We start from the raw sequence: 24095 nt of genomic DNA, 5'->3' as shown, positions 1-24095 counted from the left end.
GTAGTCACGGGCGATCAGATGGACCCGAAAACCGAGATGACGAGCGTCGACCTCGCCGCCCTTGCCGGGGAGCTCTCCCGGTACGAGGGCGCGAAGGTGGACAAGGTCTACCTCTACGGCGACGACCTCGTCCGATTCAAGCTCCGTGACTACGACCGCGGGCGGGTCGAACTCCTCGTCGAGACGGGCGACGTGAAGCGGTGTCACGTCGCCGACCCCGCGCACGTCCCCGACGCGCCGGGCCGTCCCCCGGAGTTCGCGAAGACGCTCCGCTCGCGGCTCGCGGGCGGCGAACTCGCCGACGTGGAGCAGTACGAGTTCGACCGCATCCTCTCGTTTGACTTCGACCGTCCCGACGAGAACACGCGCGTCGTCGCCGAGCTGTTCGGCGAGGGCAACGTCGCTGTCCTCGACGAAACCGGCGAGGTGCAGCGCAGCCTGGAGACGGTCCGGCTCAAGTCGCGCACCGTCGCGCCGGGCAGCCAGTACGAGTATCCGCAGTCGCGGATCGATCCCTTCGGTGTGCGCTACGAGGTGTTCGAAGCGCGGATGGAGGAGTCGGACACCGACGTGGTCCGGACGCTCGCGACCCAACTCAACATGGGCGGGCTGTACGCCGAGGAGTTCTGCACCCGCGCGGGCATCGAGAAGACGCTCGACATCGCCGACGCCGGCGAGGCGCAGTACCGCGCGATCTACGACGCACTCACCCGGATGGGCGAGCGCCTCGACGCCGGGGATCTGGACCCCAGGGTCTACTTGGAGGACGACGCCGTCGTCGACGTGACGCCGTTCCCGCTGACGGAGCGCGAGGGGATGGAGGCGGAGGCGTACGACGACTTCAACGCCGCCTTGGACGCGTACTTCACCCGGCTCGACCTCACCGAGGACGAGGAGGTCGACGACGCACCTGACTTCGAGGCGGAGATCGCGAAAAAGCAGCGCATCATCGACCAGCAGGAGGGCGCGATCGACGACTTCGACGAGCGCGCGGCCGCCGAGCGCGAGAAGGCCGAGGCCGTGTACGCCCACTACGACCTCGTTGCGGACGTGCTCTCGACGATCCAGGCCGCCCGTGAGGAGGGCCGAGGCTGGGAGGAGATCGACGAGACGTTCCTCGAGGGGGCCGACCGCGGCATCCCCGAGGCGGAGGCCGTCCGCGGCGTCGACGGCTCCGAGGGGACCGTCGACGTCGACCTCGACGGCACGGTCGTCACCCTCGACGCCGGCACCGGACCGGAGAAGAACGCCGACCGGCTGTACACGGAGGCCAAGCGGATCGAAGAGAAGAAGAAGGGCGCGCTCGCGGCGATCGAGAACACGCGCGAGGAACTGGAAGCTGTCAAGCGGCGTAGAGAGGAGTGGGAGCAGGCCGATGACGACCACGGGGACGACGACGAACCCAGCGACGGCGACGAGGACGACGATCGGGAAGCCGTCGACTGGCTCTCGCGACCGTCTATCCCCGTCAGGAAGCAGGACCACTGGTACGACCGCTTCCGCTGGTTCGAGACCAGCGACGGCTTCCTCGTCATCGGGGGGCGCAACGCCGACCAAAACGAGGAGCTCGTGAAGAACTACATGGAGGGCCGGGACCTGTTCTGTCACGCGCAGGCTCACGGCGGCCCGGTGACGATCATCAAGGCGACCGACCCCTCCGAGGCCGCCCGCGACGTGACGATCCCCGAGCAGTCGCGCCGGGAGGCCGCGCAGTTTGCCGTCTCCCACTCCTCGGTGTGGAAAGACGGGCGTGGCGCCGGCGACGCGTACGTCGTCACCCCCGATCAGGTGTCGAAGACGCCCGAGTCGGGCGAGTACATCGAGAAGGGCGGGTTCGTCATCCGCGGCGAGCGCGACTACTACCGCGACGTGCCCTGCGAGGTCGCCGTCGGCGTCCAGGTCGAGCCCGAGACGCGGGTGATCGGCGGTCCCCCGAGCGCAATCGAGGCGCGCGCGGAGACGACGATCCGGCTCACGCCCGGGCGATACGCCCAGAACGACGCGGCGATGAAGTGCTATCGCCAGCTCAAAGAGCGGTTCGCCGACCAGGGGTTCGTCCGCAAGGTCGCCTCCGCCGACCGGATCCAGGAGTTCCTCCCGCCGGGCGAAAGCGACGTGCACGGGGAGTGAGCGTGATCCGGGAGGCGCTGCGGTACCCGCTCGGGGCCGTGGACGACCGCGGCGCGACCGCGGAGGCGCTGGCGACCGGGGGTGGGATCCACCTCCTCATTGCGCTCGTCGCGCCGCTGTGGCCGCTCTCGCTGCTCGCGCCGCTTGCGGCCGCGCTCGTCGTCGGGTACCACGTCCGGGTGCTCGGCGCCGCCGGCGACGCCGACGACCCGAGCTCGCTCCCCTCGTTTCGACGGCCGTTCGCGCTGCTTCGCGACGGGGTCGTCGCCGGCGCGGTCGCGGTCGCGGTCCTGCTCGTTCCGGTCGGCGTGCTCGTCGTCACGGTCGGCGGCGCCGCGTCGGGCGCGGGAGGGGGCGGCCCGACCGATCCGACGACGCCGCTCGGGTACGGCGTGACGCTCGTCGGCGGGACAGTGAGCCTGCTGCTCGCGGTCGCGCTGGCGTATCCGCTGCCCGCGATCCTCGCCGGGTACGCCCGGAGCGACCCGGAGGGAACGCTCCACGAGCGCGTCGGCGCCGCGGTCGCCACCGAGCGGCTCCGCCGGCTCGTTGCGTCCGGGCGGTACTTCTACGCGTGGACCGTGGGGGCGGTGCTGCTCGGGTTCGGCGCGTCGCTGGCGGGGGCCGACGCCCGTCCGATCCGCCTGCTCGGCTTCTTCGGGCTGTTCTACCTGGAGGTCGCCGCCGCGGCGGCGTGGAGCCGAGGGATCGGGACTCGGCTGAGGTTCGGTGAAAACGATTAACCCCCGCGCTGTCGACCGACCGAGTATGTTGGAGGACGCCTTGGCGTACCCGCTTCGAACCGACGACCGCGTCGCCACGCTGATCGTCGGCGGGGCGCTGATCCTCGCCAGCGTGTTCGTCCTCCCGGCGTTCGTCCTTCAGGGGTACCTCCTCAGGGTGCTCCGCTCGGCGGCGACCGGCGAGCGGGCCGCTCCGTCGTTCACCGACTGGGGTGAGCTGTTCGTCGACGGGCTGAAGCTCGTCGTCGTGCAGGCGGTCTACGGGGTCGTGATCGCGGTCCCGGTTGTCGCGGCGGTTGTCGCCCTCCTCGTCGGGGGCGCCACGGGCAGCGACGCGGGGATCGCGGCGTTCGGAGCCGTTAGCCTTCTGCTGCTCCTGTTGGCGACGCTGCTGTCAGTCGCCGTCGCGTACGTCCTGCCGGCAGCGATGACGAACTTCGCGCTCGCGGGCGAGGTGGGTGCCGCGTTCGACGCCAAGGCGCTGCGCGAGGCCGCCCTCTCCGGCCGGTATCTTGTAGGCGTCCTCTTCGGCGTCGTCCTCGCGGGCGTGATCGGGAGCGTTGCGAGCCCGTTCGCGCTGATCCTGATCGGGATCCCCGCGCTGTTCTACGGACAGGTCGTCGCCTACTACTGCTTCGGCCGCGGGGTCGCGGAGGCGACGGGTGTGGGCACCGTGGCCGAAGATCCCGGCCCGCACGGGAACACCGACGCTGCCGAAGACCCGGATGCGTCGGAGGACGCCGACGCTGCCGAAGACCCGGATGCGTCGGACCCGACACGAACCGACACCCTGTGAGGCGCCGTGCTCGCGACACGCGAGCCGGTGGCCTCGGTCCCCCCGTCGTCTCGGAGGGCCTTTGTACGCGCCCGCCGCATCACCGGCCATGCGAATCGACTCGCGCGGCCGCGGCGAGGAGGGGCGCGAGCGCCTGACGGTCACCCCAGAGACCACCGACGACCTGTGGCACCTCTCGCACGTCCTCGAACCGGGCGACCTCGTCGAGGCCGACACGACCCGACGGGTCACCCGCGACGACGACCAACTCCGGGACACGGGCGGTGAGCGCGAGCACATGCGCGTCACCATCGAGGTCGAGGACGTGGAGTTCGCCCGCTTCGCCAACCGCCTGCGGGTCGGCGGCCTCATTGTCGGGTGTTCACGCGAGGACGAGATCGGTCACCACCACACGATCAACGTCGAGGAGCGGTCGGAGCTCACCGTCGAGAAGCGCTTCAAACCCGACCAGATCGAGCGCATCGAGGAGGCCGAGGAGGCCACCGGCGCGCCCGACGTGGCGATCGCGACCGTCGAGGAGGGCGCGGCGTACATCCACACCGTCCAGCAGTACGGCACCGAGGAGTACGCCAGCTTCACCAAGCCGACCGGGAAGGGAGAGTACGCCCGCCCCCGCGACGAGCTGTTCGACGAGCTGGGGTCGGCGCTGTCGCACCTCAACCCCGAGGCGGTCATCCTCGCCGGGCCGGGGTTCACCAAGAACGACGCCAACGACTACATCGACGAGGAGTACCGCGACCTGAGCGACCGGATCTCCGTCGTGAACACCTCCGCCGCCGGCGACCGTGGCGTCCACGAAGTGCTCAAGCGCGGCGCCGTCGACGAGGTGCAACGCGAGACGCGCATCGCTCGGGAGGCGGAGCTGATCGACGAACTCACCGAGCGCATCGCCGAGGGAGCCAAGGCGACTTACGGCGTGAACGAGACGATGGAGGCCGCCGAGTTCGGCGCGATCGAGACGCTGCTCATCGTCGATGACCGCCTGCGGGCCGAGCGACAGGGTGAGGGAGACTGGGATGTCGACGTGAACGACCTCGTCGAGACCGCCGAGCAGAAGGGCGGCGACGTGGTCGTGTTCTCCTCGGAGTTCGCGCCGGGCCAGCAGCTCCGGAACCTCGGCGGCGTCGCCGCACTCCTGCGGTACCGGCTCCAGTAACGATGACGGAGCACGACGCTCTTCCCGACGACACCCCAGCCGGCGCCGATTTCGCCCCGGGCGACGCCGACTGGAGGGCGACGCTCGTCGCGACGCCGGCCGACTGGGACGCCGCCGTCGACCTCCGGATGGCGGTGTTCGTCGACGAGCAGGGCGTGCCCGAGGGACTGGAACTCGACGAACACGACGAGGAGCCGCTGGACTCGGCCGTCGACCACGTCCTCGTGCGGGACCGCGACGGGGACGCCGTCGCGGTCGCCCGGCTCCGCGCGGTCGACGCCGGCGAGTACGGCGCCCTCGCGCCGGGGACCGACCGCCTCGCGAAGGTCGAGCGGGTCGCCGTCGACCGCCACCGCCGGGGAGGGGGCTGGGGCGCGCGCGCGATGCGTGCCGTCGAGTCCCGCGCCCGCGAGCGCGGCCTCCCGGAGGCGGTGCTCCACGCGCAGACCCACGCGGCTGGCTTCTACGAGCGGTTGGGCTACGCCGTCGACGACGCGGTCGGCGCCTTCGACGAGGACGGCATCGAGCACGTCCGGATGCGCCGCCGGCTGTGAGGTCGATCGGTCGCTGAGCTCCTGGGGGTTTCCCCCTGCCGACTCGGTTCGCCGTGGCCCGAAGGTACAAGCAGCGGTGTGAAACACAGGCGCACACAATGGCGACCGCGCGCCGGTATCGACGCCACCTGATGTGGGCGACGCTCGCGTTCGGCTTCCTCTTCGTCAACTTCTTCCGGAACTCGACGGCGGTGCTGTCGGGCGATCTCGCGGCCGTCTTCGACGCGACCGCCGCGGAGCTGGGACTGCTTCACTCGTCATTCTTCTACGTGTACGCGGCCGCGCAGCTCCCCTCGAGCCTGCTCGTCGACCGGTACGGGCCGCGGCGTGTCGTCTCGGTCGGCCTCGTCGGCATGGCCGTCGGCGTCGCGGGGTTCGCCGCGGCCGACTCCTTTGCGGTGGCCTTCGCCGCGCGCTTTTTGGCGGGGCTGAGCGGGGCGTCCATCTACGTCACCGTCCTGCGCTTTTGCGCCAACTGGTACGCCCCGGAGGAGTTCGCGACGATGACGGGGTTCACCATCGCCGCCGCCGGGATCGGCGGCGTGCTGGCGACGACGCCGCTGGCGCTGGCGGCCGAGGCCGCCGGCTGGCGCGCGGTGCTGTACGCGGCCGCCGTGGGCGTCCTGCTCGCGGGGCTGGCCGTCGGCGGCTTCGTCCGCGACCGCCCGGCGGACCCCGCGGACCGTCCGGAGGGGGCCGACTCGGGCACCGACACCGACTCGCTGCGGGAGGTGTTCGCCGGCGCGCGGCGCGTGCTCGGCGACCTCAACACGTGGCTGATAGGGACGGCGCTGTTTTTGATCTTCGGGATCAACTTCACCGTCGTCGGGCTGTGGGGCGTCCCGTACATCGTCCACCTCTACGACGTACCGGTGTCGACGGCGGCGTCGGCGGTGCTGGTGGCGAACGTCGGCTTCGCCGTCGGCTCACCCGTCTTCGGCGCGCTCTCGGACCGCACCGGTCGCCGGACGGAGGTGATCGTCGGCTCGTGTCTCGCGTTCGTGATCGCCTACGGCGTCGTGTTCGTCACCGTGACCCCGCCGCTGTTCGTCGTCGCGCTTGCGCTGTTCGTGGGGATGGGGATAACCGGCGGGGTGTCGGTCGCCTACACCGTCGCAAAAGAGCGCCACGCCGCGGACAGCGGCGCCGCCACGGGGACGGTCAACGGGATGGCGTACCTCGGCGCCGCGGTGTTCCCCGCCGTGCTCGGCGCGGCGCTCGACGCCTACTGGACCGGGCGCGTCGTCGACGGCGCGCGGGCGTACTCCGCAACGGGCTACCGCGTCGCGTTCGGGATCGTCGTGCTCGGCGGGCTGGTCGCGACTGCGTGCGCCGTCGCGCTCCACGTGCGCGTGCGGCGGCGCGAGACCCGGCTGTCGGAGGACCCGAGGACGGCCTTGACCTCCGGCGGCGACTGACGGCCGTCACGGACGGCAGAACACCGCGGCGCTCGCGCGTCGGCGCTGGGTTCGTCTTACTCGCCGGTCAGCGCCTCGCTCGCCGGCGCGAACTCGATCGGTTCGCCGAGCCCGGCGTCGACGGCCTTCTCGTACAGCAGGTGCGCGGCCGCGACCGTCTCGATCCCCGTGCCCCCGGAGTCGAAGACGGTGACCTCGTCGGCGCTCGTGCGGCCTGGCTCGACGCCGGCGACGACCTCGCCCAACTCGGCGTGGACGTGGTCCTCGTCGACGACTCCCGCATCCAGCGCCGAGAGGAACGACCCGGCGTCGTGCAGCGCGCGAGCGCGCAGGTCCGGGACGTATGTCGCGCGCTCGATCGTCTCGTGGTCGAGCTCGCGCTTGCTCGGGTCGTACTGCCCCATCGCGGTGACGTGGGCTCCCGGTTCGAGGTCGGCGCCGTCGAACACCGGCTCCGAGGCGTTCGTCGCGGTGATCACCACGTCGGCGTCCTCGACGGCGGCGGCCGCGCTCGCGACGGCGGCGACCGACGCGTCGAGCGCCTGGTTCATGTCGCCCGCGAACGACTCGCGGTGCTCCTTCGTCGGCGAGTACACCCACACCGTCTCCACCTCGCGGACCGTCGCCGTCGCCGTGAGCTGGCCCCGCGCCTGCGCGCCGGAGCCGATCACCGCGACGGAGCGGGCGTCCTCGCGCGCGAGCGCGTCGACGCCGACGGCGCCAGCCGCCCCGGTCTTGAACGGGTTCATCGACGCGCCGTCGAGCAGCGCCAGCGGCTCGCCGGACTCCGCGTCGAACAGCGGGGTCATGAACCACGCGTCGCGCTCGCCGAACCCGGCGGAGTAGGTGTATCCGCCCACCGCGCCCGTCTCCGGGAGGACCGCCGCGTAGGTGGTGAGAAAGCCCGGCGGCTCCTCGTTCACGAGCTTCGTTCGCGGCTCCGCGGGGGCGCCCTCACCGATCTGGCGGTAGGCGTCGCGGACCGCCGCGACGTACTCGGCGGGCTCGGCGAGCCCAGCGACCTCCTCGCTCGTCAGGAACAGCGTCTCCGTCATGCGCGGCGATTGGGCCGCGGTGGTGAAAAGCGTGGTCGGCAGCGACGGCGAACGGACGCGGGAGCGACAGCCAAAAGCGGTCAGCGAGACGGTTCGAACGCGGTGCGGGTCGGTTCAGTCGGCGTTCTGGGGGGCGCCGGGACTGCCGCCGGCGTCCGGACCGGTGGGCCGGGCCGGCGAGTCGGGGACCACTGCGTCCGAGACCGGGCCGCGCACGAACATGGCGTGACCCACGAGCCCGGCGGCGACCGCGCCGCCGATGGGGACGGCCACCTGCATCGACCAGCCCAGGCCCTCGAGCGCGAACGTGATTCCGAGCAGCGCGACGGGGATGAGGCCGAGGACGTAGTCATGGTAGCCAGTCATACTCAATTATAACTATGAACTGGGGTCATATAGGTGTTTCCCATACCTCCGCTATCGGCAACGCAGTGGCGACAGAAATAGTTTTCATAACTTATGAACGCAGATCTGCCCCTCAGCCGCTCTGCCTGGTACAATCGGCGAAAACACGGTCTCCGTTCGACCCGGTCCGGACACCGCCGGTTCGTATCACCGCGGCGATGAGAGCGCGAGCGCTGCGACGCCGGCGCCGAGCGCGAGCGCGCCGCCGACGGCGAACGCGGTCGACCACGAGGCGACGCCGACGAGCCAGCCGACGACCGCGCCGCCGAAGACGCCGCCCCACATCTTCCCGGAGTACAGCAGCGCGTAGTTCGCCGAGGAGTGCTCCCGACCGTAGTAGTCGCCGACGACGCTCGGGAACAGGGTGTACTGGGGCGACCAGAAGAACGTCGCGACGACGACCGCCGCGAGGAACGGCACCGAGGCGCCCTGTCGGGCGAAGTGGACGACGCCGAGGACGCCGAGCCCGCACAGCACGAACGAGGCCGCCATCGCCCGCTCGCGGTCGACCCGGTCCGAGAGGTCGCCGACGACCAGTCGACCGATCCCGCCTGCGACCGGGAGGACGGTCGCGGAGGCGGTCGCGGTCAGCGGAGTCAGGTCGAGCGCGTCGGCGAACGCGACGATCTGCGCGGTGAGCATCAGCCCCGCCGCCGACACCCCGACGAACATCGCGTACATCACCCAGAACTGCCAGGTGCCCAGCATCTCGCGCCACGTGAACTGGCGTCGGTGCGTCGACTGCGCGGCGTCGGCGTCGGCCTCCGACTCGCTCCCTGCGGCCTCGTCGCCGCCGTCGGCGGCGGGCCGGTCGTCCAGCCAGTCGCTCGGCGGGTCGCGCAACACGAGCGCGCCGACGAGGATCCCCGCCCCGATGACGAGCCCGAGGTTCCGGAGCACCTGCGAGTAGCCCGCGGCGGTCGCGTTCGCCCGGACGTACGGGACGACGATCGCCGATCCGCCGGCGAACGCCATCGTCCCGACCCCGGTGGTGAGCCCGCGCCGGTCGGGGAACCACTTCAGCGCCGTGTTGACGGCGACGGTGTAGACGATCCCGACGCCGACGGCGCCGACCGAGTACAGCAGGTATACGTGCCACACCGCCGTCGCGTACGCGAGGCCGAGGTAGCCGCCGCCCGCGAGCACGCCGGCCACCAGCGTCAGTTCTCGCGGTCCGTGCCGGTCGCGGATCCACCCGATCGGCGTCTGCGACCCGGCCTGGAAGATCACGAACAGCGTGAACACCAAGCCGATCGCCTCCGGCGAGACGCCGAGCCCCTGCGCGACCGGTGACTGGATCGACGAGTAGACGTACTGGTACGGGCTGACCAGCGCCATCATCACCGCGGCGGCGACGACCTGCCACCACCGCGAGAACCCCAACTCCTCCCTGGCGCGCGCCGCGTGATCTACGGCGCTCTCGCTTTTCATGCACGTCGCTTCGGAGCCCAGCGATTCAACGTTGCGTTCTCCGGTTCGACTCGGTGAAGAGACGACGACGCGCTGATCGGCGGTCGCCCGTCGACCGGCCGCTCGGATGCCAACGGTTTTTGACCCCGCCCCGGCACGTCCGCCCGTGCGACGTTCGATCGGCTACGCCTCGCTCGGTGCGGCGCTCGCGTCTGCGCTCGCGGCCGCGCTCGTTCGGGCGACGACGCCGCTGGCGGACCTCGACGTGCCGGGTCTGAGTGCGGCGGTCCCAGACGAGGCGGCGGCGACCGCGCTGCTGGCCGCGGCGGTCCTGTTCGCCGCCAACGGGGCGTACTTCGTGGTGTACGGGTTCGCGATCCGACGGGCGACGAAGCGTCGGGCGCACGACCTCCGCAACGTCCTTCGACTGGCGTTCGGCGCGCTCGCGCTCGTCGGCGTGCTCGGGGTAGTCACCGACCGGTGGGTCGGCGTGCTGGTATCGCTCGGCGTGGTCGGGTTCGCCGTCACGTTCGCGCTCCAGCAGCCGCTGCTCTCGCTGGTCGGGTGGTTCTACGTCATGCTCAAGCGGCCGTACGCGGTCGGCGACCGCGTCCAGATGGGCGAGATGAACGGCGACGTGATCGCGGTTGACTTCCTCGTCACGACGCTGTGGGAAATAAACGGTCCGCTCGTCTCCTCGAACCAGCCCTCGGGTCGCGTCGTCACCGTCCCCAACAGTCAGGTGCTCTCCTCGGAGGTGGTGAACTTCGCGGGCGTCGGATTCCCCTACGTCTGGAACGAACTGACGATACAGGTGGCCTACGAGACAGATCTGGTGTTCGCCCGCGAGCGCATGACCGCCGTCGCCGACGACTACCTCGGCGACGAGATGGCCGACGCCGTGGAGCGCTACCGCGGCCGCCTCGCCGAGACGGCCGTCGAACTGGAGGTGTCCGAGCGACCCTCGGTGAACATCGTTCAACAAGAGTCGTGGGTGGAGCTGCGGCTGCGCTACCTCGTCCACCACCGCCGCGCCACTCGCGTCCGAAACGACCTCTACGAGCGCGTGCTCGCCGCGTTCAACGACGCGCCCGACCGCGTGGGGTTCCCGGTCGGCCGCAACCGGTGAAGGCGGACCCGCTCGCGTGAGCCAAGGATGCGCACCCGCCAGCGGATTTTTGCTACTCCGTCACACACGCTCGGCATGGACACGGGGCGACTCCTCCGGACGGTTCGCCGGACGGCCCGGCCGGCCGGCGTCGGTCTCGCAGCGGTGCTCGGCGGCGGTCTGCTGTACGTCCCCGGCGGGGTCGCGCAGGGAGCGGGCCCGCAGGCGCCGCTGTCGTATCTTCTCGCGGGAGGCGGCGCGGTCTGCCTCGCCGTCGCGTTCGCGGTCGTCGCCTCGGGCCCGTTCGGCGGTCGTGGTCCGGTGTACGGGTCGGTCTCTCGGGTGTGGGAGTCGCGCGCGCTCGGCGCGCTCGCGGCGTGGCCGGCGCTGGCGGGGTACGTCGCGCTGCTCGCGCTGCTCGCCGAGTGGCTCGGTCGACTCGCCCCGCTCCCGGCGAGTGCCGGCGCGTACGTCACGGGGAGGCTCGGGGCCCAGACGGGGCTCGCGGCCGTGCTCGGCGTTGGATCGCTCTCGCCGCTGGTGGCCGACGGCGTCGCGGTCGCCGTCTGCGCGGGGGCGCTGGGACTTCACCTGCTCGGTCCGCGACGCGCGGCGACCGCGGCCGCGACGACCGCGTGGGCGGTGGTGCTCGCCGTCGGCGCGATGCTGCTGGCCGCGTTTCTCCCCGGCGTCGGCGAGTTCGTTCCGGGCAACTTCGACCCGCTGTACCCGACACCAGGGTTGCGACGGGCGCCGATCGCGAGCCTCGTCGGCGGCGTTGGCGCCGCGCTGTTCGCGTTCCTTGGGGTCGAGGCCGCCGCGTCTGCCGTCTCCGTTGACGCTCGATCGGACGCGTCCGGTCGGGCCACGCCGAACAGCGGCATCGCGCCGGCGGTGGCCGCAACCGTCGCGGCTGTCACGCTCGCACTGACCGCGTTCGTCGCACTGGGCGTCGTCGATTGGATCAGACTGAACCTCGCCGACATCCCCGCCGCCGACGCGCTGGCGGCGTACCTGCCGGTCGATCCGGTCGCGTTGACGGCGATCGTCTCCGTCGTCGCCGGCCTCGCAGCTGTCGTCGCCCTGGGCGTCCCTGCGGCGGGGACGCTCGCGGGGCTCTCGGAGCTGTTCCCGCCGCTGGCGCGCGGTCCGAGCGAGCCGCCGGCGGTACCGCTCGTCGCGGTGTACGGCGTCGCCGCGGCGCTCGCCGTCGCGGATCTGGTCGCGCCGACGCTGTACGTCGCCGTCCCCGGGCTGGCACTGTCGTATCTCGCGGTCGCGCTCACGGCGCTTGCGATGCCGTCGCGCCGACCGGAGCTGTGGACCGCGTGTTCGGTTCGACCGTCCGGACCGCTCGGTCGGGGTATCCTCGTCGCCGCGGTGGCGGTCGCCGCCTCGCTGCTGGGGATCGCCCTCGCCGGCGACCCGGCGTCGACGCTCGGGCTGACGCTTCACCGCGTGGCGCTCGCGGTGTTCGAGTTCGAGCTGGTGTCGACCCCGCTCGGCGGACACATCCCCGCGCTGCTCGCGTGGGAGTTGCTCGGCGCCGGCCTCTACGTCGTGCTCCGGGACTATCGCGAGACGGTCGGCGCCGACCTCCCGCCGCTCAACGGCGACCCCGCATCCGACGGCGACAGTGCCAACAGCACTGACGACGCCGACGACGCCGGACGCGACGCCGATCCCGCGATCGAACCGTAACCCGCAACCCCGTGGCGCCCGTGACTCCTGCAATGGAGACCGGGGCCATCCCCCTCGACTCGGTCGGACCGTTCGACCTCCAGTCGACTGTCGAGAGCGGGCAGACGTACCTCTGGGACCGCGCCGACGGGAACATGTACGAGACGATGTCCGCCCACGGCGGCGAACACTGGTACGAGACGGTCGTCCCGCCGCTCGCGGGCGTGAGCGACGAGCGCGCCGTCGTTCGGGTCCGCCAGGTCGACGACCGACTGGAGTGGGAGTCGACCACCGACGCCGTTCCGATCCTCACCCACCTGCTCCGGTTGGACGACGACTTGGACGCCATTCTCGAAGCCACGCCGGACCTCCCGCTACTCGAACGCGCGTACGACGAGTACCGCGGGATGCGGCTCGTTCGCGACCCGCCGTTCGGCTGTCTGATCTCGTTCATCTGCTCGGCGCAGATGCGCGTCAGCCGGATCCACGGGATGCAGCTGGCGATGGCTGAGCGGTTCGGCGACTCCGTCGACTTCGACGGCCGGACGTACCACGCGTTCCCGACGCCCGAGCAGTTGGCCGCTCGCACCGAAGCCGAACTGCGCGACCTCTCGCTGGGCTACCGCGCGCCGTACGTGCAGCGGACCGCCGAGATGGTCGCCGACGGGGAGGCCGATCCGGCGGCGGTCCGCGGGATGGCGTACGAGGACGCCCGCGAGTACCTGACGCGGTTCGTCGGCGTCGGCGACAAGGTCGCCGACTGCGTCCTGCTGTTCTCGCTGGAGTTCCTGGAGGCGGTTCCGCTCGACACGTGGATTCAGACGGCGATCGCGGACTACTACCCCGAGTGCGACGCCGGCGGCTACGCCGAGACGAGCCGGGCTATCCGCGATCGCTTCGGGGGCGAGTACGCGGGGTACGCCCAGACGTACGTGTTCTACTACCTGCGCGCCGGCGGGGAGTAGCCGCCCGCTCAGTCGTCGGCGGGCGCGGGCGCCGAGCCGCCCAGCTCGACCGCCGGGGCATCGACGCCGAGTTCGTCGAGCGCGACCTCAGCGGCGCGCTTGCCGGAGACGAGCATCGCGCCGAACGTCGGCCCCATCCGGGTGAGGCCGTGGGCCGTCGCCGTCGCCAGTCCCGTCGCGATCAGGCCGTCGTGGAGGACACCGGTCTCCTCGACCACCCTGTCTTCGCTGTCGTTGACCCACATCGAGTCGTGGCCGGGCGAGTCGTGCCCGGGCGCGCCGTACTCGCCGTCGGCGGTCGTGTCCATCCCCGTCTCGTTGTCCGCGGCGTGCGCGATGCCGGGCGCGTCGATCACCCCCCGCTCGTGGAGCTTCGAGATCACGACCGCCTCGTGGCCCGTCGCGTCGATCACGAGATCGGACTCGACGGCGACGGGGTCGACGCAGGTCAGCTCCCGCGGGAGGGAGTGGACCGGCGTCCAGTTCATCACGACGCCGGCGACGCGGTGGTTCTCTCGCACGACCACGTCCGTGAACTCCGTCATGTTCTGGATCCGCGCGCCGGCCGAACACGCCGCCTCGATCAACGCCGACGAGCAGTGCGGCGCAGACGCGACGTGGAGCCCCGGCGTCTCCTCGGACTCTTCGTAGGGAACACCGAGCTCGTCGAGCATGTGGTGTGCCGGCTCCCGCACGGTCAGCGTGTTCATCAGGAAGCCGCCGAGCCAGAAGCCGCCCCCGAGGTAGTTGTTCTTCTCGACCACGGTCACGTCGACGCCGCGCTCGGCCAGCTCCGTCGCGGCGGTGAGCCCCGAGGGACCGCCGCCGACGACGATCACGTCCGTCTCCGTCCCGTCCATGAACTCGCCGTGCCACGAGTCCGCGATGGCACGGGTTACCTTCGCCTCGTCCGCCTCGGTGAAGCCGTCGAACTTCATGCGAACACCTAGTAATACCACTAGCTATTAATCGTTTCTCACCACGGCGGCGGCCGAAGTTTCATGCCGACGCTCGTGGTACGATCTATCATGGACTGTAGGGTCGTCGTCGAGGCCGCGGTGCCGGTGTACGACGTCGAGACGACCGACGAGGCGGTCCGTATCGCGATCTCGAAGACGGGGGAGATGCTCAACCCCGACCTCAACTACGTCGAGATCGCGATGGGGAGTCGCACGTCGCCGGACGGTGAGGAGCTACCGCCGGCGTTCGTCGCCGCCGACGAGGCGCTCGTCGCGCTGGAACTGGAGATGTCCGTGTTCAACGTCGAACGCGAAGAGCACGCCGCCCGCATCGCCCGCAAAGAGATCGGTCAGCGACTCCACAATATCCCGCTGAAGCTGCTCAGCGTCGACCCGCTGGAAAGCGACGGTGACGAGAACGACACCGCGGAATCCGAACGGACTGACCGCAGCGATGCGGACGAAGCTGACGGCGCGGACGAAGCTGACGGCGCGGACGATGCGACCGGAGACCGCCGAAGCGACGGAGGACGGGCCGACGAAACGGCCGTCGGTGGTGATCTCCTCCCAGAGTTCGAGGAGATGGTCGAGGACGAACGCTGAGCCGTGTTCGCCGAGTCGCTCGCGGGCGGTTCGGTGGGTGCGCTTTGCGGGTTCGACGGTGCCGTCGCTGGAGCGTCGATCGGTCGGCGTGGGGAGTAAGTGTCTGCGTTCAGTCGGCGCGCGGCGCGACGGGCTCGGCTTCGGTCGTCTCTTCGGCGGACGACGTGATTCCGGATGCCAGCTTAAACACAGCCGCTTTGTGGTCGGTCTTCGATCGGTGAATCGATGTCGGCTTGACACCGAGATCTTTGTACTCGGTCAGGTCGAGTTCTGTACCCCACTCTTCGTACTCGCTGCGTACCTCGCTGAGAAGGCCGTGCAGGTGAATGAGCTCCTGCTTCTTCATGAACGAAATTGGGTAGCGACCCAAGGGTTAAAGACTTATCTTGAGGCTCGTTAGCACGGTCCTCAATGCATTTACCCGGATCGAGCAAGCAGCGCAGATCCCGGAGCGATCGTCCGCTTTGTTTCACGAGAAGAGGCGGGAAACACGCGTATTTGGCACCTCCGTCCGTCTCGCGCGGTCGCGGTCGCACCGCCACCGGTCCCGCCGCGAGCGCGGCGAGCGGTTTCGCCGAACCGGTGTTGCCCGGCCACGAACGTTTTTTGACTCACGGCGCGCCTACTGTCGCGTATGGAGTACGACGAGATGCTAAACCGCGCGATCGAGGAGACGCCCGACATCGACGAGCGCGGGTCGCGCTTTACCGTTCCCGACCCGGTTGTGCGCCCGGAGGGGAACGTCACCATCGTCGAGAACTTCCAGGAGCTGGTCGACACGCTCAACCGCGAGGAGTCGGCGCTGTTGAAGTTCCTGCAGGACGAACTCGGGACGGCCGCGCGCATCGACGAGTCCGGGCGCGCGCGGCTCACCGGCGAGTTCAAACAGCGGCGCGTCGCCGACGCCGTCGAGGGGTACACCGAGGGATACGTCATCTGCTCGGAGTGCGGGCTCCCGGACACACGTATCGTCGAGCAGGGCGGCGCGGACGTGCTCAAGTGCGACGCCTGCGGCGCCATCACCAGCCTCGGCGAGTAGCCCGCCGTCGGCTCGTCGACCGCGGCGTCGGCGCCGCGGTCACTCGAACTGTTTCAGGGCGTCGAGGTCGCGCTCAGTTCGCATGAACTCCGCGAGCCGCCGCGTCGCGTGACACTCGGGACACGAGAAGTTCTCCCGGTGACCCGGGAGGTCAGTGGGTGCCTCCTCCCAATCTTTGGAACACTCGGGGCACAGCAGTCGAACGAAGGCTTCCACCATACGCGGACCGGTTGCTCGGCCGACGTATAAAGGCTTGCGGGCGAGTTCGCCCGCCCGCTGTCGAGTGCCGGACGGTCGTGCCTCGGCCGGCCGAAGTCGCGAGACTGGCCGGTCACTGAGCGAAGGGCTCACAGGGCACTCGAACGTGGCTCTCGGAAAATCGGGGACCGGATGTCGACGGGAGCGGCGGGATTAGGCGTTGGCGCGGTCGCGCCCCGGGCCGCCGGTGCCGGGAGCACCATCGGCGTTCTCTGCCGCGTCGAGCAACTCCTTGTAGCGGTTGCGGATGGTCACTTCACTCACACCGGCCACCTCGCTCACTTCGCTTTGCGTCAGCGCTTCGTTGGTCAGCAGGGCGGCGGCGTAGACGGCCGCGGCCGCGAGCCCCACCGGCGACTTCCCGCTGGTGACGCCCGCCTGCTGTGCCGTCTCCAGCAGACCGCGGGCGCGCCACTCGCCCTCGTCGGAGAGGTCGAGCTCCGACGCGAACCGCGCGAGGTACTGGGCTGGGTCGGCCGGCGCGACCTCCAGCTTCAGCTCGCGGACGACGTAGCGGTACGTCCGCGTGAGCTCCATTCGGTCGACGCGCGACACGGCGGTCAGCTCGTCGAGCGACCGCGGAGTGTTCGCCTGCCGGGCGGCCGCGTACAGGCTCGCCGAGGCGACGCCCTCGATGGAGCGACCGGGGAGCAGATCCTCCGAGAGCGCGCGGCGGTAGATGACCGAGGCGGTCTCACGGACGTTCTCAGGGAGGCCGAGGGCGCTGGCCATGCGGTCGATCTCGCCGAGCGCCTGCTTGAGGTTGCGCTCCTTGGAGTCGCGCGTGCGGAAGCGCTCGTGCCAGGTGCGCAGCCGCTGCATCTGCTGGCGGCGCTCCGTCGAGAGCGTCTTTCCGTAGGCGTCCTTGTTCTGCCACCCGATGTTGGTCGACAGCCCCTTGTCGTGCATCATTTTCGTCGTCGGGGCACCCACCCGCGATTTGCTCTCGCTATCGCTGTTGAACGACCGCCACTCGGGCCCGCGGTCGATCGCGTCCTCCTCGAGGACGAGCCCGCAGTCGGTGCAGACCGTCTCGCCGTGCTCTTCGTCGGCGACGACGCTGCCACCGCACTCGGGGCAGACGCGGACCGACTCCTGTTGTTCGGTACGCTCGTCGGATCGTTCCTTCGACTCCTTCGCTCGCTGCGTGTACCTGCTGATGGTGGTTTCTGACTCGCTCATTGTGTGCTCCCGGACCGACGCCGTTGTGGAGGGTGAAAATGACTCCAGCGTTCGTCGTCCTTACCAGTAGTTAAGCGCCGATACAATATAAATCTTTCTCGGACGTGCTGGGGTCGTACATGGGCCTGAAACCCCAAAAAACGGGCTTTTCGGAGGTATTCGGTTCGGAGAGTCCGAACGATCGTTACAATATAAATCGTTCGGTAGTCGATCGCGGTTCGGTGACGGCCCGCGGATTAGCTCCGCCGGGTCGCGAGCGCCGCGGCGGCCACGAGCGCGAGAACCGCGAGGACGGCGCCGAAGCCGGGACCGGACGTCTCCGTGGATTCGCTCTCGCCGTCGCCCGCCGACTCGGTCTGCATCGCCGTCTCAGTCGTCGCGTCGTTCTCGGTGTCCATCGGCGTCGAGGTCGCCATCGACTCGCCGGTGTACGTCACGTTCGCCGCGGCCACGATGGCGCCCTGCGAGGAGACGTACGGCCCGTCGGCGGCGCCCTCCTGCTCGACGAAGTCGTACATTCGGTTGGCGTTGGTATCCCTGTGGGGCATCGCGATGAACGTCCCGTCGGCCTCGACGCCGCTGTCGAGACTGACCGCGATGGTCTCGTGGGACCCCGGCCCGAGGTACTCGCTCGTGCCCCGGACGGAGCCGAGGGCGTCGCCGTTGAACAGCGTCGAGTCGTGGACGGTGACGAAGCCGCCGTCCTGCAGGACGACGCGGTCGACGGTCAGGGAGTCTCCCTCGCTGTCTTGGTCGGCGAACTCGACGTAGGCCGGCACCTGGACCTTGCCGGCGTCGACGACCGCGCTGCCGTCGACGGTGTACGGGCCGTCGGCGCCGCCCTCCTGCTCGACGAAGTCGTACATTCGGTTGTCGTTGGTGTCTCTGTGGGGCATCGCGACGAGGGTCTCGGGCTGGACGACGTGGGTGGAGAGGGTCACCTCGACGTTCTCATGATACCCTGCTTCGAGGTACTCGGAGGTGCCGACGACGCTGGCGAGGGCGTCGCCGTTGAACAGCGTCGAGTCGTGGAGGGTGACGAAGCCGCCCTCCGACAGGTCGACCGACTCGACGACGACGGTCTTCCCGTCCGACCGCTGGGTGTCGAGGCTCGCGGTCGCGGAGACGGCCGCCTCGGTTGCGTCGGTGACCGCGCCGTTGTCGTTCGTGTACGGCCCGTCGTCTTGGCCCTCGGAGGTGACGAAGTCGTACTCTTGGTCGTCGTCAGTGTCCTTGTGGGGCATCGCGACGAGCGTTGCGGTCGAGCCGTTGAACTCGCCGTCGAGCATGACGCGGACGTTCGTGTGGTATCCGGGCGCGAGGTACTCGCTCGTGCCGCGGACCGACCCGAACGCGTCGCCGTCGGAGACGAGCGAACCGTCGTGGACGGTGACGAACCCGCCCTCGGGCAGAAACACGGACTCGACGGTGACGGCGTTGCCGCCGGTCGCGGTCGCCGTGATGTTCGCGGTCGCCGTCGAGGCGAGCTCGACGGACGCCTGGTCAATGACCGCTTCACCCTGTTCGGTCACGAACGGGCCGTCTGCCTGGCCTCCGGAGCTCTCGAAGTCGTATGCGCCGTTTCCGTTTGTCTCCATGTGCGCCATCGGGATCAGCGTGTCGTCGTTCTGGAGCGGCTCGTCCAGCTGGATGCGCACGTCCTCGTGGACGCCCGCCGAGAGCAGATCGCTCGTGCCCCGGATCGACTCGAACGTCGCCGAGTCCAGCAGGCTGGAGTCGTGAATCGTGACGTAGCCGGGCTGGGACAGCTCGACGCGGTCGACGACCACGTACTCCCCACCGGTCGGCTGGTCGTTCATCGACACCGTCGCGGAGACGGTGACGTTCGCAGACTGGATCACTGCGCCGCCGTCGGCGGTGTAGGGACCGTCGGCCTGCCCGCCGGTGGTGACGAAGTCGTACGCTCGGTCGCCGTCGGTGTCCCTGTGGGGCATCGCGACGAACGTGCCCGACTCGACGGGGGCTAAGAGGGTGATTTCCACGTTCTGGTGCGTACCGGCCGCCAGGTACCCGGAGGTGCCCACGACGCTGCCGAGGGCGTCGCCCTCGGTGAGCGAGGCGTCGTGGATGGTGACGAACCCGCCCTCGGGAAGCGTCACCTCGTCGACGACCATCGTGGTGCCGCCGGACGTCTGGGCGGTGAATGTGACGGACGCGCTGGCTTCCTGCTTTGCGATCTGCCCCGATGGGACCGCGGCCGTCGAGACGCCGGCGAAGCCGGCGGTCACGAGGACCGCGACCATCAGGAGTGTTGCTGGTCTCTGCACACCCCAGTCGACTCGGAGTCAGCTAAAGGAAATTTTCCGAACTGAGTCCAAAATTCGTCCGGAGTCCGTCCCACGTGCGGCGGTTTCCGCACGTCGGATGGGCGGGGTCCTGCCGAACCGATCGGGCGCGCCGAGGTGTCTCGCGTCACGCCGGCTGACGGCGTCGGGCCCCGAGCGGCAACACTTACCACGCTCCCCGGACCCGTCTCCGCTATGAGCGACGCGTACATCGTGGGCGCGGGCCAGTCGGCGTTCGGCTCCTCCCCCGAGGAGACGTACCGGACCCTCTTTCGCGAGGCGTACGAGGCGGCCGCGCCCGCGGATCTCGACCCAGACGAGGTCGACGAGGCGTTCGTCGGCACCCTCGGCGTCGGCGGCCGCCAGATCGGGCTCGCCGGCCCCGCCGTCACCGAACACGTCGGCCTCCACGGCGTCCCCTGCACCCGCGTCGAGAACGCGTGTGCCGCCTCCGGCTACGCGCTCCGGCAGGCCGTGATGGCCGTCGAGTCCGGGATGGCCGACCTCGTGCTCGCGGGCGGCGTCGAGGTCATGACCGACGCCTCCGCCGACGCGACGAAGTACTGGCTCGGCGTCTCCGGCGAGACGGAGTGGGAGCGCATGGCCGGCACCACCTTCGCCGGCGTGTACGCCCAGATGGCCGACGCGTACCTCCGCGAGTACGACGCCCCGCGGCGCGCGCTCTCGGCGGTCGCCGCGAAGAACCACGCGAACGGCGCGCGCAACCCGAAGGCCCACCTCGGCTTCGAGTGCTCCGTCGAAGACGCCGAGACGGCCGACGTGGTCGCAGACCCGCTCACGCTGTACCACTGCTGCCCGACGAGCGACGGCGCCGCCGCCGCGTTCGTCGCCAGCGAGTCGGTCGCCACGTCGTTCGACGACCGGGTCAGAGTCGCCGGCGTCGGCGCCGCCTCCGACCGCGTGGGCCTGTTCCAGCGCGACACCTACACGGCGATCCCCGCCAGCGAGTCGGCGGCGGCGGCGGCGTACGACCGCGCGGGCGTCGCCGACCCTCGGACCGACCTCGACTTCGCGGAGGTGCACGACTGCTTCGCGATCGCCGAACTGCTCGCCTACGAGGACCTCGGCGTCTGCGGTCGGGGGGAGGCGGCCGACCTCGCGCTCGACGGAGCGACGGCGCTCGACGGCGACCTCCCGATCAACACCTCCGGCGGCCTCAAGGCGAAGGGCCATCCGATCGGCGCGACGGGCGCCGGGCAGGCCGTCGAGGCCTTCGACCAACTGACCGGCCGCGCGGGCGAGCGCCAGCTCGACGACCCCGAGCGCGGGCTGGCGCACAGCGTCGGCGGCTCCGGCGGCGCGGCCGTCGTGCACGTGTTCGAGGCCGAGGGGGTGACCGGCGCGTGAGTGCCCCCGAACCGGGGCCGGGGCACGCCGACGATCGCAACGACGCCGACGCGCGGATCCTCGGCGCTGGGACGTACGCGCCGGCCGCCCGGCTCCCCCGCGAGGCGGTCGTCGAGGCGTGGGGCCGCTCGCGGGCCCGCGGGATCGACGCCGTCGCCGTTCCCGCGCCCGACGAGGACGTGCTCACGATGGGCGTCGCCGCCGCCGAGCGCGCGCTCGCGGCCGCCGGGATCGACGCGACCGACCTGGCTGGACTCGCGTTCGGGACGACCACCCCTCCGCTCGCCGAGGAGGACCTACTTCCCCGACTCGGCGCCGCGCTCGGCGCGCCCGCGGACGCACGAACCCACTACGCCGGGAGGAGCACGCGGGCGGGGACGCGCGCGCTGCGGGCCGCGCGCGACGCGAGCGCGTTCCCCGCGCTGGTCGTCGCCGCTGACGCGCCGCGGGCGCCGCCGAACTCCGCAGAGGGGCACGGCGCGGGCGCGGGCGCGGTCGCGGTCGTGTTGGGTCCGGTATCCGGCACCGGCGCGGCACTCGTCGGCGACGCGGAGGTCTCGGCCGACTACCCCGGGACCCGCTTTCGACGCGCGGGCGGCGACGACGGGGGGGTCGAGAGGCTGGGCGTCACCGCTTACGACCGGACGGCGTTCACGCGCCCGATCGTCGCCGCCGTCGGCGTGCTCGGGGACGACGCTGACGCATTCGATCCTGCGTCGGCCGCCGCGCTCGCGGTGACGGCTCCCGACGGGGACCTCCCGGCGCATGCGGCGCGAGCGATCGGGATCGCGCCCGAGGCGGTCTCGACGCCCGTGAACGCGCTCGGCGACGTTGGGGCTGCCGCCCCGCTTCTCGGGCTCGCGGCGGCGCTTCACGACGGCGTAGCCCGGACGCTCGTCGTCGGGTGGGGAAGCGGCGCTGGCGCGGACGCGCTCCTCGTCGACGGAGTCGCGCCAGTCGAGGGCCAGGTCGGAGACGGCGTCGGCGACGCTCGAGAGCTCTCGTACACGGCCGCGCTCCGACGCCGCGGTGAGATCGCGAGCGACGACCCGCCCGCGGGCGGCGGCGCGGCCGTCAGCGCACCGACGTGGCGACGGTCGATCCCTGCGCGGTATCGCCTCCGTGCCGGTCGGTGCCCGGCGTGCGACGCGCTCGTGTTTCCACCGGAAGGCGCGTGTCCGGACTGCCGCGCGCTCGTCGACTACGAGTCGGTTCGACTCCCGCCGGCGGGCGTCGTCGAGACCGTCACCGGCGTGTCGCCGGGCGGGGCGCCGCCGGAGTTCGCGCGACAGGCCGAACGCGGCGGCGACTACGCGGTCGCCATCGTCCGGTTCGAGCGCGAAGGAGCGCGCGTGAGCGCCCCGATGCAGGTCGCCGACGCCGACCCGGACAGCGTCGCCTCCGGCGACCTCGTTCGAGCCGTGTTCAGGCGGATATACGTGCAGGAGGGCGTGATCCGCTACGGACGGAAGGCGCTCCCCGCGGCCGAGGACGGGGACAGATAGCGAGCGGCCCCCTCCGAGAACGGGGGTCGGTGGGGAGCGTGAATTCGGCGTTCGGCTTCGAGTCGGTGTGAAAAGTGCCCACGGGGGCCACGTCGTACCTGGGGGGGATGAGAGAGGCACACGACGGGACGGCCGTCCGCAGGCAGTTTTCACTAGTATCGTTCTTGGTTATCAGCGTTACGGCTGGGTTCGACTGAATCGCAACCCATCGGAGCCCTCCGATCGACACCACACGGGGAGTGTCGTGGTACGTCGACCCACAGATATACATACTAGAATCTCTTTATTGTCGGACGAGGTACACGCGAATGGCGAAAGGCACGGTCGCATTCTTCAACGACACCGGCGGGTACGGATTCATCGAGAGCGAGGACGCGGACGAGGACGTCTTCTTCCACATGGAAGATGTCGGCGGCCCGGACCTCGAAGAGGGACAGGAAGTCGAGTTCGACATCGAGGAGGCCGAGAAGGGCCCGAGAGCTACGAACCTCCAGCGGCTGTAGGGGGCTAGTCGAGGTATCGAACCCGGACCGTTAGCGGTCCGTCGGAGCCACTCAGTTCGACCCGTTCTTGCAGCGAGTCGCGCACCGCCGAGCACCAGCGCTGTGGGCCGGTTCCCGGGAACCGCGGGAAGTCGTCCGGGAGGAACGCCCGCGGTTCGACGTGGATCGGTTCGGCGTCGGCGCCGCCGTCGTACGCGCCTTCGGCGCCCGCGACGTGGAGCCGCGCGCGCATCCGGCCCGAGAACGGCGGCGTGATCCGGAGCACCGCCTTGCGGCGCCCGCGGTCTCGGGCTTCGAGCGCGGCGAGGATGTCGTCGGTGGTCACCGAGAGCTGGCGAATAACCGAGGGGCCGGAGTCGTCGGACCCGGGCACGCGAACCTACGTCCCCGCATACGTGATCCGTTCGAGTGGACCCGAGCAGTCCGGACACGTCGCCCGGTAGGAGAGGGGGCTGACGCTCGTTTCGCACGCTCGACAGACGAATGACCGTTTGACCATCGATTGCCAGTTGGACGGAGATATTGTTAAATGTTATCACGGCGCGGTGCCCGTGGTACTTGCAACGGCTCCTGGGTCGGCGAGCCGTCGGTCGCGGCGCGGCCGCTGGAGGCGCTGCCGGTGCCGGCTGGAATCGAGAACGAAACCGGGCGGTCGACGCGTTCGAACCGCGGTCGCGACGCGTTCGAACCGCAGGCACGACGCGGCCGAACCGCGGTGGCGACACGGGCCGGACGCGGGCCTGACGCGGGCACTTACGAAAGTACGAGGAGAAAGCCCCGATCTTCAGGGCGGGGATGAATCCGACAACTCCTATGCAATCCACCGTTCGATTGCACGGCTGGATATTCCACGCTCCGGCGGTGTTCAGATAAGGATGAAGAGTGAGGCGGAACGATCTTTGAGTGATCTATGCTCGAAATCGCCCGCCTCAACGGAGGTAGCGACTGCTTC

The 24095-nt window shown here is 70.4% G+C and carries 23 protein-coding genes; 14 read left to right on the top strand and 9 right to left on the bottom strand.

Going from position 1 to position 24095, the window contains the following annotated elements; translation table 11 throughout:
- The first annotated feature begins 18 nt into the window (after positions 1 to 18).
- The 6 genes from rqcH (at position 19) to BUE16_RS15855 (ending at position 6797) form a co-directional block, all read left to right on the top strand.
- Positions 19 to 2130, top strand: a complete 2112-nt coding sequence (gene rqcH / locus BUE16_RS15880) for a ribosome rescue protein RqcH (protein WP_073311562.1) — start codon at positions 19 to 21, stop codon at positions 2128 to 2130.
- Positions 2127 to 2873, top strand: a complete 747-nt coding sequence (locus BUE16_RS15875; RefSeq protein ID WP_073311559.1) for a DUF4013 domain-containing protein — start codon at positions 2127 to 2129, stop codon at positions 2871 to 2873. Before rqcH ends, BUE16_RS15875 begins: the two co-directional genes overlap by 4 nt.
- Before the next feature lie 25 nt (positions 2874 to 2898).
- Complete coding sequence (locus BUE16_RS15870) at positions 2899 to 3669, top strand: DUF4013 domain-containing protein (protein ID WP_073311557.1); 771 nt, start codon at positions 2899 to 2901, stop codon at positions 3667 to 3669.
- Positions 3670 to 3757: 88 nt separating this feature from the next.
- Positions 3758 to 4825, top strand: a complete 1068-nt coding sequence (locus BUE16_RS15865) for an mRNA surveillance protein pelota (protein ID WP_073311555.1) — start codon at positions 3758 to 3760, stop codon at positions 4823 to 4825.
- 2 nt (positions 4826 to 4827) lie between these two features.
- On the top strand, positions 4828 to 5379 hold the full coding sequence (locus tag BUE16_RS15860) for a GNAT family N-acetyltransferase (protein WP_073311554.1): 552 nt from the start codon (positions 4828 to 4830) through the stop codon (positions 5377 to 5379).
- Positions 5380 to 5477: 98 nt separating this feature from the next.
- Positions 5478 to 6797 carry an MFS transporter gene (locus BUE16_RS15855; protein ID WP_073311552.1) on the top strand — a complete coding sequence of 440 codons (1320 nt, stop codon included), beginning with the start codon at positions 5478 to 5480 and terminating at the stop codon, positions 6795 to 6797.
- A 56-nt stretch (positions 6798 to 6853) separates the two neighbouring features.
- Here the strand turns inward: BUE16_RS15855 and BUE16_RS15850 are convergent, their stop codons facing one another.
- The 3 genes from BUE16_RS15850 to BUE16_RS15840 form a co-directional block, all read right to left on the bottom strand.
- The gene (locus tag BUE16_RS15850; protein ID WP_073311549.1) at positions 6854 to 7852 is read right to left on the bottom strand and encodes an ornithine cyclodeaminase family protein; all 999 of its coding nucleotides are present in this window, start codon (positions 7850 to 7852) and stop codon (positions 6854 to 6856) included.
- 114 nt (positions 7853 to 7966) lie between these two features.
- On the bottom strand, positions 7967 to 8218 hold the full coding sequence (locus BUE16_RS15845; protein WP_073311547.1) for a hypothetical protein: 252 nt from the start codon (positions 8216 to 8218) through the stop codon (positions 7967 to 7969).
- A gap of 186 nt (positions 8219 to 8404) precedes the next feature.
- A complete protein-coding gene (locus BUE16_RS15840) occupies positions 8405 to 9688 on the bottom strand; it encodes an OFA family MFS transporter (protein WP_073311545.1) in 1284 nt (427 codons plus the stop codon).
- Positions 9689 to 9833: 145 nt separating this feature from the next.
- Here BUE16_RS15840 and BUE16_RS15835 point away from each other — a divergent pair, with 145 nt between their 5' ends.
- The 3 genes from BUE16_RS15835 to BUE16_RS15825 all read left to right on the top strand — a co-directional run bounded on the left by BUE16_RS15835 (position 9834) and on the right by BUE16_RS15825 (position 13420).
- Positions 9834 to 10796 (top strand): mechanosensitive ion channel family protein, encoded by a 963-nt coding sequence (locus BUE16_RS15835; protein WP_073311544.1) that lies wholly within the window; start codon positions 9834 to 9836, stop codon positions 10794 to 10796.
- A 75-nt stretch (positions 10797 to 10871) separates the two neighbouring features.
- Positions 10872 to 12476, top strand: a complete 1605-nt coding sequence (locus tag BUE16_RS15830) for an APC family permease (RefSeq protein WP_073311542.1) — start codon at positions 10872 to 10874, stop codon at positions 12474 to 12476.
- A gap of 32 nt (positions 12477 to 12508) precedes the next feature.
- On the top strand, positions 12509 to 13420 hold the full coding sequence (locus BUE16_RS15825) for a DNA-3-methyladenine glycosylase family protein (protein ID WP_073311541.1): 912 nt from the start codon (positions 12509 to 12511) through the stop codon (positions 13418 to 13420).
- A gap of 8 nt (positions 13421 to 13428) precedes the next feature.
- On the opposite strand, the gene BUE16_RS15820 is transcribed toward BUE16_RS15825, so the two are convergent.
- Positions 13429 to 14358, bottom strand: a complete 930-nt coding sequence (locus BUE16_RS15820; RefSeq protein WP_073311539.1) for a sulfide-dependent adenosine diphosphate thiazole synthase — start codon at positions 14356 to 14358, stop codon at positions 13429 to 13431.
- Between the two features lie 90 nt (positions 14359 to 14448).
- Here BUE16_RS15820 and BUE16_RS17290 point away from each other — a divergent pair, with 90 nt between their 5' ends.
- Positions 14449 to 14982: a DUF555 domain-containing protein gene (locus BUE16_RS17290; protein ID WP_073311583.1), complete on the top strand. Its 534-nt coding sequence runs from the start codon at positions 14449 to 14451 to the stop codon at positions 14980 to 14982.
- A 109-nt stretch (positions 14983 to 15091) separates the two neighbouring features.
- On the opposite strand, the gene BUE16_RS15810 is transcribed toward BUE16_RS17290, so the two are convergent.
- Positions 15092 to 15328 (bottom strand): UPF0058 family protein, encoded by a 237-nt coding sequence (locus BUE16_RS15810; protein WP_073311538.1) that lies wholly within the window; start codon positions 15326 to 15328, stop codon positions 15092 to 15094.
- Between the two features lie 288 nt (positions 15329 to 15616).
- Here BUE16_RS15810 and BUE16_RS15805 point away from each other — a divergent pair, with 288 nt between their 5' ends.
- Positions 15617 to 16021, top strand: a complete 405-nt coding sequence (locus BUE16_RS15805; RefSeq protein WP_073311535.1) for a translation initiation factor IF-2 subunit beta — start codon at positions 15617 to 15619, stop codon at positions 16019 to 16021.
- Between the two features lie 39 nt (positions 16022 to 16060).
- Here the strand turns inward: BUE16_RS15805 and BUE16_RS15800 are convergent, their stop codons facing one another.
- From BUE16_RS15800 to BUE16_RS15790, 3 genes are all read right to left on the bottom strand, one after another.
- Complete coding sequence (locus tag BUE16_RS15800; RefSeq protein WP_073311532.1) at positions 16061 to 16240, bottom strand: DUF7836 family putative zinc-binding protein; 180 nt, start codon at positions 16238 to 16240, stop codon at positions 16061 to 16063.
- Positions 16241 to 16432: 192 nt separating this feature from the next.
- On the bottom strand, positions 16433 to 17461 hold the full coding sequence (locus BUE16_RS15795; RefSeq protein ID WP_073311529.1) for a transcription initiation factor IIB: 1029 nt from the start codon (positions 17459 to 17461) through the stop codon (positions 16433 to 16435).
- A 236-nt stretch (positions 17462 to 17697) separates the two neighbouring features.
- Positions 17698 to 19725 (bottom strand): DUF7282 domain-containing protein, encoded by a 2028-nt coding sequence (locus BUE16_RS15790; RefSeq protein ID WP_200778463.1) that lies wholly within the window; start codon positions 19723 to 19725, stop codon positions 17698 to 17700.
- Positions 19726 to 19962: 237 nt separating this feature from the next.
- Here BUE16_RS15790 and BUE16_RS15785 point away from each other — a divergent pair, with 237 nt between their 5' ends.
- From BUE16_RS15785 to BUE16_RS15775, 3 genes are all read left to right on the top strand, one after another.
- Entirely contained in the window at positions 19963 to 21135 is a 1173-nt protein-coding gene (locus tag BUE16_RS15785; RefSeq protein ID WP_073311523.1) for a thiolase C-terminal domain-containing protein, read from the top strand.
- Entirely contained in the window at positions 21132 to 22640 is a 1509-nt protein-coding gene (locus BUE16_RS15780) for a zinc ribbon domain-containing protein (RefSeq protein WP_234972430.1), read from the top strand. The genes BUE16_RS15785 and BUE16_RS15780 overlap by 4 nt, the downstream gene beginning before the upstream one ends.
- Positions 22641 to 22948: 308 nt before the next feature.
- Positions 22949 to 23143 (top strand): cold-shock protein, encoded by a 195-nt coding sequence (locus BUE16_RS15775; protein WP_073311520.1) that lies wholly within the window; start codon positions 22949 to 22951, stop codon positions 23141 to 23143.
- Between the two features lie 4 nt (positions 23144 to 23147).
- On the opposite strand, the gene BUE16_RS15770 is transcribed toward BUE16_RS15775, so the two are convergent.
- Entirely contained in the window at positions 23148 to 23516 is a 369-nt protein-coding gene (locus BUE16_RS15770; protein WP_073311517.1) for a hypothetical protein, read from the bottom strand.
- Positions 23517 to 24095 lie beyond the last annotated feature (579 nt).

The organism is Halobaculum gomorrense (genome assembly GCF_900129775.1).
GTDB lineage: Archaea > Halobacteriota > Halobacteria > Halobacteriales > Haloferacaceae > Halobaculum > Halobaculum gomorrense.
Note: the sequence above shows the minus strand (reverse complement) of the source record. Positions and strands in the feature narration are given on the sequence as shown.